This window comes from Mesorhizobium sp. WSM4819, from assembly GCF_055811215.1.
In genome coordinates, this window is the sequence record NZ_JBVVQO010000014.1 from 46,068 (window position 1) to 58,658 (window position 12,591).

The window sequence follows — 12,591 nt, forward strand, 5'->3', positions numbered from 1 at the left end:
TGGAACCAACCTGACGGGACTGCATCCGATCATCAATGGACGTGATTCTTTCGAGGAGAAGACAAATGAAGTTGTTTGTCGATACAGCCGATCTTTTGGAGATCCGAGAGCTTGTTGCGGCGGGCATCCTCGACGGGGTGACGACCAACCCGTCGCATATCGCAAAGACCGGCCGACCGATCCGTGACGTCATTGGAGAGATTTGCCAGGCAGTCGAAGGGCCAGTGTCTGCCGAAGTCACGGCGACCAACTTTGACGACATGATTGCCGAGGGAGAGCGGCTGGCCGAAATTGCTGCCAACGTGGCTGTCAAGGTGCCGTCCACATGGGATGGATTCAGAACCTGCCGGACGCTCAGTCAGCGTGGTCGCAATGTCAATGTCACGCTGTGCTTCTCGGCCAACCAGGCCTTGCTCGCCGCGAAGGCGGGCGCGGCCTATATTTCTCCCTTCGTCGGAAGGCTCGACGAACTCGGTTTGGACGGCATCGAGGTGATCCGCGAGATTCGGACGATCTATGGCAACGACAAATCGATAAAGACCGAAATCCTCGCGTCCTCGATGCGCACGCCTCTCCACGTCAAGCTAGCAGCGATGGCAGGCGCCGATGTCGCAACGGCGCCGCCGGCAGTGCTGAGAAATCTTGCCAGGCATCCGCTCACAGACAAGGGACTCGAAGCTTTTCTCGCCGACTGGAAGAAGACGGGGCAATTTATCCTGCAACCGTAGCGGATTATATTGAGCTATCATAAAAGTTGCATGTATTTGCCGATTAAATTCGTTTGCGTGATGCCGGAAACGGTCGGACACTCGCTTAAACGCAGCCCCACCCGGCTCGAAGGACATAGCTGGTACGCGGCAGACAAAGCCAAGGTGCCGGCAGAGAGAATCCGAAGCTCGCGCTTCCAGGCGCAAAGGCCGGTTCTCGACCAGATCACCAAGGGAGAAGGAACAATGGCTGAAAGCCCGAACAGACCGGATCTCGTTAAAGGCATCGCGCTTCTCGATCTTCCCGACGGCGGCAAGCTCGTCGGTCATTGCGGCGACGAGCAGGTGCTGCTGGTGCGCCGCGGGAACGAGGTGTTCGCAGTCAGCGCGATCTGCACGCATTACGGCGGGCCGCTGGCCGATGGTTTGGTGGTCGACGACACCGTTCGTTGTCCATGGCATCACGCTTGCTTCGATTTGCGCACAGGCGAAGCTTTGCGTCCCCCTGCTTTTAGTCCGCTCGCGTGCTGGTCCGTGGAACAGCGGGATGGCAAGATTTTCGTAGGCGAGAAACGCAAACGGGTGACACCGAAGCCGCATGATGAAGACCCCACCAGGGCTCCCGATAAAATCGTTATCGTCGGCGGCGGCGCGGCCGGTTTTGCCGCGGCCGAGAAATTGCGCCGCGAACGATATCAGGGCAGCATCGTCATGCTCAGCGACGACAAGGCGCCGCCCGTCGATAGGCCCAATCTGTCCAAGGACTACCTCGCCGGCAAGGCGCCGGAGGACTGGATTTCGCTGCGCGGGCAAAGCTTCTATTCGAAGAACGAGATCGACCTGCGTCTCGAGACGAATGCAGCCGGCATCGACGCCGGTTCCGGCGAGGTCGTGCTCGCGGACGGAAGCAGGATTCCCTACAACAGGCTGCTGCTCGCAACGGGAGCCGAGCCGGTTCGCCTGACCATCCCGGGCGCCGACCAGCCGCATGTTCATACGCTGCGTTCACTCACCGATTGCCGAGCGATCATCGCCAGCGCCAAGACCGCGCGCCGCGCGGTCGTGCTGGGCGCCAGCTTCATCGGCCTCGAGGTCGCAGCGGCGCTTCGCGCCCGGGACCTCGAAGTTCACGTCGTTGCGCCGGACAAGCGGCCCATGGAACGGATACTTGGCCCGCAGATGGGCGATTTCATCCGCACCCTGCATGAGGAAAACGGCGTCGTCTTTCACTTGGAGAACAAGGCGAGCAGCATCGACGGCGAAACGGTGAGACTCGACGACGGCGGCGCATTGACCGCGGATTTCGTCGTCGCCGGCATCGGTGTGCGCCCGCGGACGGCGCTTGCCGAAACGGCGGCGTTGAGCCTTGACCGCGGGGTGACCGTGAACGCCTTTCTCGAAACGAGCGTGCCGGGGATCTTCGCGGCTGGCGACATCGCCCGGTGGCCCGATCCGCACACCGGCGAGAACATCCGAGTTGAGCATTGGGTGGTTGCGGAACGGCAGGGGCAGACTGCGGCGCTCAACATGCTTGGCCGGCCCGAGAAGTATGCCGACGTGCCATTCTTCTGGAGCCAGCACTACGATGTTTCGATCAACTATGTCGGCCATGCCGAGCATTGGGACACGGTCGAGATCGACGGCGACATTGCTGCCAGAGATTGCCTTCTCCGGTTCAAGCGCGATGGGCGAACACTGGCCGTCGCATCGATCTTCCGCGACATCGAAAGCCTGGAGGCCGAGGTGGCCATGGAACACCAGAGGGCGGCGCAGGGAAGCGCTCTGGACAAGCAACTCGCATAAAACGCGGAATCACGAATGTTGCGGTGATGGAAAGGAATAGCCTCATGGCCACAATGCAGCAGGAACCGAACACCGCCGGCGGTGTGCGCCCAGTTACGCCCGTGCAACGCTATTCGGCGATCGTCAAGTTCATCGACAAGGTCATGGACAGGGAGTCGAGCTCGACATCCGTGGAAATCTATGCGGTCGGTAACAACTGGTATTGCAATGTTCGCTGCGGGGACAAAAGGACCCGCCCCATGGGGCCTTATAGCAAACAGCAGGCGGAGCGGATGCAGGATATCCGCAGGAGGCTGATTGCAAAGAGCGGTACCGCTCGTCTCATGTTCGAGTAGAGCGGAAGAGACCTACAAGCCTCGCAGCCCATTGCTGTTGGCTGCGTCACCAGCGATTGCCTTGGGGGAAATTCCCCAGCCAGGGAACCAAGGCGCTCGCGCCCGCAACGCGCCGGGTTGTCCGCTCGACACATAGAGCCGATCGAGTCATGGGCCAGCCGTAGCGACAATCTTCCAGTTGGGATTGCTTGATGGAACGCGGCGGGCAAATGTCCACAAATCCGTCACGGCAACAATCCTGGTGGGGTCACCGGCGATAACTGTATTATCGGCCGCGTGCGTCGCCGTGACTAGTTCGCTGACGAAGCGAACAGTTATTTCCGCCAGATCCGCCTCGAGCCAGGCGTCGGCAATGTCCAGTCCCCGAATGCCGACAAAACTGAGCGTGAGAACTTCGCCTTTCTCCCTGCGCTCGCCTATGGCGTCATGGAAAGCGGCAGCAACATCGGAGTCGAGAAGGCCATTCAACTTCGATATATCTCCATTGGCATAGGCGTTCACGACGACTTCGTAGGCTTCTGATGCCCCGACAAGAAAAGTGCCTTCGTCGAAATGTTCGTCCGCCGCGCGGATTCGTTCAAGCGGTTCGCCCGGCTGCACTGCTTTGGTCGACGGACTCTGCTGGCCATTGTCGCCGGGACGGGGCGGAGCTACCTGCCGGACGGTCGCTCGGGATGACAGTCCATCCGGAGCTACGGCGTTGTCGTCGCCGGCCTCTTCGCGCCTCTCAGACGGCGGAGGCGGCAGCCACAGCCGAAGCATGATCACGTAGTATGCGGCAATCAGGACGTAGGACATGTAGGCATTAAGATCGACAGTTTCGTTCATGTCTGAACTCCTGTTTCAAGCGCCTTCCGGCTACCGAATGCGAGGGAGCGATTCGAATTGATGGAAAGGCGGAGGTGACGACAGCGTCCATTCGAGCGTGGTCGCCCCTTCGCCCCAAGGGTTGGCGGCCGCGATGCGCTTGCGGCCGAAGGCCTCGGCGACGGTGGTGAGGAAGACGATGAGCCCGGCAGCAGAGATGTAGGAGCCTATGGACGAAACGAAATTCCAGCCTGCGAAAGCATCCGGATAGTCGGCGTAACGGCGCGGCATGCCGGCCATGCCGAGGAAATGCTGCGGGAAGAAGACAAGGTTCACGCCGACGAACATCAGCCAGAAATGGAGCCTGCCCAGCGTTTCGCTGTACATGTAGCCGGTCATCTTCGGGAACCAATAGTAGAAGCCGGCGAAGATCGCGAAGGCGGCCCCTAGTGACAGCACGTAGTGGAAATGCGCGACGACGTAGTAGGTGTCGTGCAGCATCCGGTCGACGCCCGGATTGGCGAGGACCACGCCGGTGACGCCGCCTATGGTGAAGAGTAAGACGAAACCGATCGCCCACAACATCGGCGTCTTGAACTCAATCGACCCGCCCCACATGGTCGCCAACCAGGAAAAGACTTTTACCCCGGTCGGCACGGCGATGACCATCGAGGCGAAGGCAAAATAGCGCTGCGTGTCCACCGACAGGCCGGTCGTGTACATGTGATGCGCCCACACCACGAAGCCGATCGCGCCGATCGCCACCATCGCATAGGCCATGCCGAGATATCCGAAGATCGGCTTCTTCGCGAAGGTCGAGATGACATGGCTGATGATGCCGAAGCCGGGCAGGATCATGATGTACACCTCGGGATGGCCAAAGAACCAGAACAGATGCTGATAGAGGATTGGATCGCCTCCGCCGGCGGAATTGAAAAACGTAGTCCCGAAGTTGCGGTCGGTGAGTAGCATCGTGATGGCGCCTGCGAGCACGGGTAGCGACAGAAGCAGCATGAACGCAGTGACCAGCATCGACCAGGCGAACAGCGGCATCTTGTGCAGCGTCATGCCTGGCGCGCGCATGTTGAAGATTGTGGTTATAAAGTTGATGGCGCCGAGAATGGACGAGGCACCCGACAGGTGGATCGACAAGATAACGAGATCAACGGCGGGGCCGGGTTGCCCATCCGTTGAATAGGGCGGGTAAAGCGTCCATCCGCCGCTATGACCGAAGGAGCCGGATGCTCCCGGCATGAACACGGACAGGATGAACAGGACGAGTGAGGCGGCTAGGAGCCAGAACGAGATGTTGTTCATCCGGGGGAACGCCATGTCAGGCGCGCCGATCATGATCGGCACGAACCAGTTGCCGAAACCGCCGATCAAAGCCGGCATGATGACAAAGAAGATCATCACCAACCCGTGCGAGCTGACGCCGACATTGAAGAGATTGGGATCGGCAAAGACCTGCAGGCCCGGCTCCTGCAGTTCGGCACGCAACAGGACCGACAGTCCGGTGCCCAGGATCCCGGACAGAATGGACAGGACCAGATAGAGCGTCCCGATATCCTTGTGGTTGGTCGAGAACAGCCAGCGCTTCACGAACGGTGGTTTGTGATCCGTCGCGGTGCTGGTTGTGTCCGACATTGTGTCCCGCCTTTCTGTCGCGGCAGGCCCGGTGGTTGGAACGGGATGGCGTCTCAGGTGCCGCGGTCGTGTTGTGCCAGGCCTTGCCCGCGTCCCCGTCAGTCCGTGACGATCACATCCATCGCGATGTCGTGAGGCTGAGGGTAAATGGTCGGTATCCTGCTTTGGGCGTAGCCCACTCCGATGATCAACGGCTTGCGCTGCATGATGGCCAGCGTCCGGTCGAAGAAGCCGCCGCCGTAGCCCAGGCGATAGTGCGCCTCGTCGAAACCGACGACCGGCGCGATTACGATGTCGGGTTGCACGGAGGGGCCCTGCGCCGGAACGAGAATGTTCCAGACGCCGCGTTCAAGCGGATCACCCGGCATCCATATCCGGTATTCGAGCGGCCAGCCTTCCTTGATGACGACGGGCAGGGCGATGTGTCCGCCTCGCTCGATGATCCTGGTTCCCCAGTTGCGGAGATCGGGTTCGCCGCGGAATGGCCAATACGTGCCGACGATTCGCCCGCTGAACTTGCCGATCGTCAGGTCGAGCACGCTGGCGATACGGCCGGAACGGGCCCGCCGATCGTCAGGCGCCAGTGCAAGGCGCTCGGCGAAAAGCCGTTTCCGCTCGGCTTTCCGCCATCTGAGGACATCACTCCATGCGTCCGAGCGCACGTCCTGGACGCGGTATTCCGGCGAGAGTTCATGCATGAAGCACGGGGGAGATGCGTATTCCGCGTCAACTGATGGGATGTCGTCTTGCATGGCTCAGATCCGTTCTTTGGCAGCCTGCGCGTCGCGAGACTCGAAGGCAAACGGAATTAAATGCTTAATAAGCGCAAAAATTTTGCACTAAGCGGGCTGCCGATGTTGAACAGACGAGCTCGTGCATTCGGGCACGCGCCGAGGCGCATTATTCCGGGCTTTGTGTCTTGGTGGAAACTTAGAGGCCGAGGCAAACTGGAGCGCACTGCGCGGCTCAGGGCAGCTGTCCGTTGACGGCCGGAACGATGTCAGTCCTGGTTGTCCCCGACCAGCCGAGCCGCTAGCAGAGTGTTGATGACCAGTTCGCGGCCGCGCCGGCTGATGCCGATCCCATCGGGCCTTATGACGGCAAGGCCGAGACTCACCACCGTGCGCCCATTTCCTCCGTGAGCCCGGGATAAGGTCCGCGATTCATCCGTTTCAGAGCCGTCTGTTCGGCTTCGGTGAGCTCATTCCATTCGACAGTGGGGGTTGCGGCCACAATCGCGTCATGTTCGGCGGCAGGCCGCTTCCGCAAACGAAACCCACGAGACTTTGTCAATGAAGATCACCCTCTGGCTCGGTCTCGTATGTGTTCGATCACGGTCGGTGTTGCCTCCATGTGTTTAGGCAGACAGGATGTGGGCAGGAACCTTTTCTTGCAAGCGCCATCTAACATCGATGTGGATGGACACGCAGGAGACCACCATGCAGCGAGCCGAAGCGAAAACAGCTACATTCGATGCGCGAAGCAGCGACATGCATCTCGTGTCCCTTGCCATCTCGAGGGACCGCCACGCGTTCCGCACCATCATGCAGAGGAACAACCAGCGGCTCTACCGCATCGCACGCGGCGTTGTCCGCGACGACTTCGAGGCCGAAGACGTGGTTCAGGAGGCTTATGTGCAGGCGTTCTCGCATCTGGAGGCGTTCAGGGGCGACTCCAGCCTCTCGACATGGCTGTCTCGGATCACAATCAACGAGGCCCTGGGCAGGCTCCGCAAAAAACGGCGCGCACCCGAAGCCAGTCTTGTGCCAGGTGGCACGACGGAAGCCGAGATCATCCGATTCCCTGGCAGTCCAGACGTCGAGGATCCTGAGCGGACGATGGCGCAACGCCAGATCCTGCGGCTCGTCGAGCAGGCGACGGATCGTCTCCCTCAGGGCTTCCGTAGTGTCTTTGTTGCCCGGGTAATCGAAGGCATGAGTGTCGAGGAGACGGCGGAACTGCTCGGGCTGCGTCCGCAGACCGTGAAGACGCGCCTTCATCGGGCGCGGGCCCTAGTGCGCAAGGAACTCCACGCAAAGATTGGGCCGATCCTGTTGGATGCTTTCCCGTTCGCCGGACGGCGCTGCGATCGGCTGACCTCGGCCGTGATGACGCGCCTCGGCTTCGTCTCGTGATTTTGCCGGGAACCCTTTCGCGCCAGTGACGTCCAATGGGCGTCGACTGAAGAGGCACCCCGCGTCTTTCGTCGCCGGAAAAGGAGATTCACATGTTTGGAAGATCACTCGCGACGTTGGCCGCGCTTTGCCTCATCGGGGCTGCGCCCATTGCCCACGCGCAGGACAAGCCCACGGACCCGCAAATTGCTCACATCGCCTACACGGCAGGGGTCATCGACATCGAGGCGGCAAAACTCGCCGTCGAGAAGTCGAAGACAAAGGACGTCATCGATTTCGCCAACGGCATGATCCGAGACCATGAGGCCGTGAACGTGCAGGCGCTGGACCTGGTCAAGAAGCTTAACGTCACGCCCGAGGACAACGCTACTAGCAAGGCCCTGACCGAAGCCGCGGCCAAGAAGCGCGGCGAACTCGCCGGCCTCGATGGTGCCGCCTTTGACAAGGCCTATGTCGACAATGAGGTGGCCTACCACGCCCAGGTGAACGAGGCGCTTGAGAAGTTGCTGATCCCCTCCGCTCAGAACGCGGAGCTGAAGGACTTGCTTGAGACCGGACTAAAGCTGTTCCAAGGTCATCAGGCACATGCCGAGCATGTGGCTGCCGGGTTGAAGAAATAGGGTGGCTCCCATGTTCATCGCGCGCTCCGCATGGCGCCTTGCCATCGCGTTGGTTCTGCCCCTGGGCGTTGCCCAGGGACAGGCCGAGACAATTCAGGTGGTCATCGACAAGCTGGTATTCGCGCCAGCGACCATCACCGCCAAAGTCGGCGATACGATCGAATGGGTGAACAAGGATGCGATCGTCCATACCGCGACGGTGAAGGGCGGATGGGAGGTGATGATCCCCGCCAAGAAGATGGTGAGTCAGCGCCTCGACAACCCCGAGGCAGTGGACTTCTACTGCCGTTTCCATCCCAACATGAAGGGCAGCCTAACGGTTGAAGAGTAGCGGCGTGGCTGTCCGGCTCATGCGGCCGAGGTCTGAGCAGGCGGGCGGACCGAGCACGTCGGGACCAGCGAGGCGGCACAGGGACGATACGACGCCAAGCGGAGCGGACCGCGCAGTCTGGCGTCGCGTGGGTTGGTGCTCGGCGCGGAAGCCAGATTCAGAAAATTGGGTTGAGGAGGCCGTCGATCTGGTCACGGAATAATCTCGCGAATTTAGAGATGAGACTCGGCTGCACCGCCTGATGTCTCAAGCTAAACGAGTGCTTATCCCCTCACTATCTTGCTGTGACCGGAAGAGCTGCGTGGGGCGAGCCGCAACGCTTGGTCCTCCGATCAACTCTCAATTCAGCCATCGCTGATTGTGCTGGGATCTGCTAGTTCGTTTCCGAGCCGAAACCCATTCCAACCTGCTCTTCTTAGTCTAGCGCGTCGCGATTCCGAATTCCATGCGGTACAGCTGACAATCGAGTCAGGCAGGGTTATCGGCGCCGAAAGCCGCTCGCTCCGCGAAAAAGTTCCAGGCCAAGATGGAGGACCGCGCGAACGAGCAAAACCCCCCGCAGCCTGGCAACAGGCCCACCGCACTGCGCGGCGGGAAAGAAGGCGGAGCAGCAGGCGGACCGTGTTGAGAGGCAAAACCGCCATACACAGGGCTCGTTTGGACAACGATTGGGAGCGTTGACTAAGGCAGGTGCGCGATGGCACGACGTAGTGGCGCTGAGCCAAAATGGTCAAATCGCACGCCTCGCAGTCACGCCGGTCTGTCCCAATCCCTTCGCAAACGGTTAGGATATTTGCAGCCAACCCCCAGCGAATCCTGCTTTGCGCAGACCATCGACAATGAGCGGGCATTTCTTCATCAACTCCCAAAGGAACCCCGTGTGGTGGTTCTCGATCATCAACACGATCGGTCCTTGATCGAGTCCGTAATAACCTTTTGAGATCCAACCCGGCTCGCTTTGATGTCCTGATTCAAAGGTTGGATTAAAGCTGCACTTGAAGCCGTACTCACTGGTCACTTTGGGGTATACTTCATTAAAGTGCCGCAGCGCTGGCAAGACGATCTCAGGGGCGAAAGGTAGCGATGCAATCGCGGCCCAGGGCGCGATGGTGCCATCGTCCGGACCATATGGGATGCCGCGCGCCGTGTAGTCGAAAAAGTGACGCTCAACGCCCTCGATCTTCACACAGGTTGGACCAGGACCATCACTCGCGGTAATGCCCCAGCAATGCTCGTTGTACCCTTTGTAGTCCAATGGATTACGGATCGCGTATTGCTGTTGCGCGTAAGTTGCACGTCGGCTGTTCTCGAAATAATCAATGCCCTTCTCACGCATGAACTCGTCCTGAATGCCGCGAAAGTCGATCCACATGTGTGAGAGCTGATGAATGAATAATGGGCCGGCATAGAGAAACTCCAGGCCATAAAGATTCTTCCAGCAGTAAGTCCGCGTTTGCGCCTTGTAGCTTTCGGCTGGAATCGGATGGGCTGGCGAAGCCAGTGCCAACACGTAAAGGATCAGGGCTTCGTTGTAGCCCTCCCACCGATACGGCAGAAACCCGCACTCCGGCTTCCAACCCATCGATACAGTTTCTCCACCGTCAAGCGCCCACTGCCAATCGGCCCGCGCGTAAAGTTCTTCAGCCAGAGAACGCAATTCGCGCTCTTCGGGCGCATCTCCATTAAAGTACGCAGCGGCGGCCAACATGCCAGCGAGCAGAAATGTCGAATCAATCGTCGACAACTCCGACTCCCAAGCGCGACGGCCGGTGTCCATGTATAGAAAGTGGTAATAGAAGCCTTTGTAACCCGTCGCGTCCGCGTCCTCGCTCTGCTCACTGTCTCTAAAGAATCGAAGTGTCGTGAGTGTGCGCTCGATAGCTTCGGCGCGTGGGATAAAGCCGCGCTCGACGCCGATGGTGTAGGCCGTCAATGCAAAACCTATCGCGGTAATGCTCGCATGCGACCCCGTGCGCGTGTTGTCGGGGACCATCCCATTGGCGCGATTGCTCTCTTTCAGGAAATATTCGAACGTGTCACGCTGGAGTCTATCCAACGTTTCCTCACTCTGATTCATGCGGCCTCCTGGGTCGCGGAATTTCAGTCTCGATATGGGACTTGGCGATCACGCTTGGTGAGGGGAGAGTATCGTATTTTCCCTTGGGCTTCGCGACCGTCTTGCAACGGCTTCGAGCGTGCGATGAACCGGACAATTTTCGGCAATTTCGGCAATCCTTCGCCCTAATGGTCGCTACGATGGCTCCGATCGTCGGCGCTTCGCAAATCGCGCTTTCCGCGGGGGATCATTCAGGACCGGAATCCTCGCGTCCTCATTCGCACGCGTTCCACCTCAAAACAGGGGGCGATGACAAGCGCCGTTTCTGCGACCGTGCCGCCAAGGGTACTCAGAATCTCGCCAAACACCTGCTCAGCGACAGAGGTTCGCATCCTTTCTCTGATTTTCCCGACAATCCGGCGATCTGGGCATAATTCGGACTATCGGAAGAGCGATGGCCCATGCGGTATTGTAAGATCACCTAAACGAAGTATGCAACTTTCTAAATTGAGCTAAATATGCTGGCAGAATAAAGTCCGTTCTGTCGCAGCGCATTGAGCAAGGCGACAAAGGCGTCGGCGGAGGGAGGAACCTCCATCCAAAGTCATTCAGCGGTCCGGGAGCAGCCTTCCGGACTGTTGCGAAGCTTTGGTTCGTCACCGGTCTAGGCGTGAAGTCGCTGGAGATCTGGACGCAGCCCACAGAATTTCTCGTCCTCATGCAGGGAACCTGAGACAATGAACCTCTCCTCTCTCCTCGCTGCCCGCGCCGCCAAGGGCAAGCAAGTTCGCGTCGGCCTTATCGGCGCCGGCAAGTTCGGTTCGATGGTGCTCGCCCAAGCGCAGCGCATTGCCGGCTATCACATGGTCGCCGTAGCGGACCTGAATGTTGCAAAGGCGCGCACCGCCTTTGAGATGCATCTTGCCACGCCGCATGTGAAGCGTTTTCAGGCGTCCATGAAGACGAAACGGCCAGGGGGCAGTCGGAACGGGCGTGACCGTAGGTGGCCTCAACTATATCGACGCCCCGGTGTCAGGCGGCGAGAAGGGCGCGCGGGAAGGCACGCTTGCCATCATGGCGGGCGGCGAGACGGCGCAGGTCGAAGGCCTCCTCGCGGTCTTCGCGGTCAATGCCTATGAACAGGTCGTCGGCGAGGTCTGGAAGCCCTTCGAACGGCCGGTGGAGAACCCCGGGCAGAGCGTCGATCGCAAGGCGGCAGAACTCCAGATGGCGGCGCTCCGATGAGCCGCTGACTGCGGCGGGGCTCCGGCCCCGCCTGTCTTTACCTCACGATTCAGGCCCTACCGGGGCCGGCTCCATTTATGCCGCTATTTCGCCCGTCAACGGCGCGGGCTCAATGGAAACTTCTCGACATCGTCATTCCATGGATCGAACACGACCGCACCTGACGGCCTGGTGTCCTTGACGTTCCGCGTCACCAGATAGAGATCGTGCTCGATCGCCGTCGACGCGAGCAGCGTGTCGATCACCGGCGGCGCATGGCCACTGGCGCGCTTGCCTGCCCCGGAAATCCGGCCCCAGCGCCGAACGACCTCGTCCTCAAGCGACAGCACGCGATGACCGAACCGCTCCGCCAGCGCATCCCGCGCCGCCATGTGGCGCGGTCGATCCGGATGATCGTCGGGCAGGTTGTGAATGCCCTTGTCGTATTCGGCCAGCGTCAGAACGCTGATATGGAAACTCGTCTCGTCCTGCTGCTCGGCCCAACGCTTCACCGACGGCGCACCCTGCGGATTGATCAGAGCTGCCACGACATTGGTGTCGAGCAGCCATCCCCTCACAGTTCCACATCCCGGCCGCGATCCATCTCGCGTTCGAGGTTGAGGCCGTCGAGATGCAGGCTCTCCATGAACTGCAAAAAGGGCAAACGGGGTTTCTCCGGCACGAGACGATCGAACTCTTCGACGCTCATCACCACGACTGCGTCATGGCCGCGAACGCTCACACGCTGCGGCCCCTCTTCGCGGGCATGGCGCACCACCTCGCTGAATCGCGCCTTCGCGTCCTCGAGCTTCCACCGTCCTGTCGCCGGACGGGTTGCCGTCCGCGCCTTCTTCGTCACTTGTATCTGCTTGCCCATCGTCTCACACCTAGTCAGCTAGTCAGACATATAGCACTCGCCCGGGGAT

14 protein-coding genes and 1 pseudogene are annotated in these 12,591 nt (G+C 60.1%); 9 read left to right on the forward strand and 6 right to left on the reverse strand.

The genetic code is table 11. The features are described 5' to 3' along the window. The first annotated feature begins 65 nt into the window (after window positions 1-65). The 3 genes from fsa to AC0L18_RS15020 all read left to right on the forward strand — a co-directional run bounded on the left by fsa (window position 66) and on the right by AC0L18_RS15020 (window position 2,845). Complete coding sequence (fsa, locus tag AC0L18_RS15010; protein ID WP_473493158.1) at window positions 66-728, forward strand: fructose-6-phosphate aldolase; 663 nt, start codon at window positions 66-68, stop codon at window positions 726-728. A gap of 225 nt (window positions 729-953) precedes the next feature. Continuing rightward, complete coding sequence (locus tag AC0L18_RS15015) at window positions 954-2,510, forward strand: FAD-dependent oxidoreductase (RefSeq protein WP_473493037.1); 1,557 nt, start codon at window positions 954-956, stop codon at window positions 2,508-2,510. Window positions 2,511-2,554: 44 nt separating this feature from the next. Then, complete coding sequence (locus tag AC0L18_RS15020) at window positions 2,555-2,845, forward strand: hypothetical protein (protein WP_473493038.1); 291 nt, start codon at window positions 2,555-2,557, stop codon at window positions 2,843-2,845. A gap of 147 nt (window positions 2,846-2,992) precedes the next feature. Here AC0L18_RS15020 and AC0L18_RS15025 read toward each other — a convergent pair whose 3' ends face one another. From AC0L18_RS15025 to AC0L18_RS15035, 3 genes are all read right to left on the reverse strand, one after another. After that, window positions 2,993-3,673 carry a Tim44/TimA family putative adaptor protein gene (locus AC0L18_RS15025; protein WP_473493039.1) on the reverse strand — a complete coding sequence of 227 codons (681 nt, stop codon included), beginning with the start codon at window positions 3,671-3,673 and terminating at the stop codon, window positions 2,993-2,995. Between the two features lie 30 nt (window positions 3,674-3,703). After that, window positions 3,704-5,299, reverse strand: a complete 1,596-nt coding sequence (ctaD, locus tag AC0L18_RS15030) for a cytochrome c oxidase subunit I (RefSeq protein ID WP_473493041.1) — start codon at window positions 5,297-5,299, stop codon at window positions 3,704-3,706. Between the two features lie 98 nt (window positions 5,300-5,397). Further along, complete coding sequence (locus AC0L18_RS15035; protein WP_473493042.1) at window positions 5,398-6,051, reverse strand: 5-formyltetrahydrofolate cyclo-ligase; 654 nt, start codon at window positions 6,049-6,051, stop codon at window positions 5,398-5,400. A gap of 687 nt (window positions 6,052-6,738) precedes the next feature. Between AC0L18_RS15035 and AC0L18_RS15040 the strand changes: the two genes are divergently transcribed. The 3 genes from AC0L18_RS15040 (at window position 6,739) to AC0L18_RS15050 (ending at window position 8,385) form a co-directional block, all read left to right on the forward strand. Continuing rightward, the gene (locus tag AC0L18_RS15040) at window positions 6,739-7,434 is read left to right on the forward strand and encodes an RNA polymerase sigma factor (protein WP_473493044.1); all 696 of its coding nucleotides are present in this window, start codon (window positions 6,739-6,741) and stop codon (window positions 7,432-7,434) included. Window positions 7,435-7,526: 92 nt separating this feature from the next. Next, complete coding sequence (locus tag AC0L18_RS15045) at window positions 7,527-8,054, forward strand: DUF4142 domain-containing protein (protein WP_473493045.1); 528 nt, start codon at window positions 7,527-7,529, stop codon at window positions 8,052-8,054. A 10-nt stretch (window positions 8,055-8,064) separates the two neighbouring features. Continuing rightward, on the forward strand, window positions 8,065-8,385 hold the full coding sequence (locus tag AC0L18_RS15050) for a cupredoxin domain-containing protein (protein ID WP_473493047.1): 321 nt from the start codon (window positions 8,065-8,067) through the stop codon (window positions 8,383-8,385). Window positions 8,386-9,169: 784 nt separating this feature from the next. On the opposite strand, the gene AC0L18_RS15055 is transcribed toward AC0L18_RS15050, so the two are convergent. After that, complete coding sequence (locus AC0L18_RS15055) at window positions 9,170-10,462, reverse strand: glucoamylase family protein (RefSeq protein ID WP_473493048.1); 1,293 nt, start codon at window positions 10,460-10,462, stop codon at window positions 9,170-9,172. Between the two features lie 41 nt (window positions 10,463-10,503). On the opposite strand from AC0L18_RS15055, the gene AC0L18_RS15060 reads away from it, so the two are divergent. The 3 genes and pseudogenes from AC0L18_RS15060 (at window position 10,504) to AC0L18_RS15070 (ending at window position 11,686) form a co-directional block, all read left to right on the forward strand. Continuing rightward, the gene (locus AC0L18_RS15060) at window positions 10,504-10,875 is read left to right on the forward strand and encodes a hypothetical protein (protein WP_473493050.1); all 372 of its coding nucleotides are present in this window, start codon (window positions 10,504-10,506) and stop codon (window positions 10,873-10,875) included. Window positions 10,876-11,178: 303 nt separating this feature from the next. Beyond that, window positions 11,179-11,355, forward strand: a pseudogene (locus tag AC0L18_RS15065) (flagellar biosynthesis protein FlgA); the annotation flags it as partial. 79 nt (window positions 11,356-11,434) lie between these two features. Continuing rightward, window positions 11,435-11,686 carry an NAD(P)-binding domain-containing protein gene (locus tag AC0L18_RS15070; RefSeq protein ID WP_473493052.1) on the forward strand — a complete coding sequence of 84 codons (252 nt, stop codon included), beginning with the start codon at window positions 11,435-11,437 and terminating at the stop codon, window positions 11,684-11,686. 95 nt (window positions 11,687-11,781) lie between these two features. On the opposite strand, the gene AC0L18_RS15075 is transcribed toward AC0L18_RS15070, so the two are convergent. Together AC0L18_RS15075 and AC0L18_RS15080 are read right to left on the reverse strand one after the other, a co-directional pair. Further along, window positions 11,782-12,243: a PIN domain-containing protein gene (locus tag AC0L18_RS15075; protein WP_473493054.1), complete on the reverse strand. Its 462-nt coding sequence runs from the start codon at window positions 12,241-12,243 to the stop codon at window positions 11,782-11,784. Beyond that, window positions 12,240-12,542 carry a type II toxin-antitoxin system Phd/YefM family antitoxin gene (locus AC0L18_RS15080; protein WP_473493056.1) on the reverse strand — a complete coding sequence of 101 codons (303 nt, stop codon included), beginning with the start codon at window positions 12,540-12,542 and terminating at the stop codon, window positions 12,240-12,242. The genes AC0L18_RS15075 and AC0L18_RS15080 overlap by 4 nt, the downstream gene beginning before the upstream one ends. Window positions 12,543-12,591: the final 49 nt, after the last annotated feature.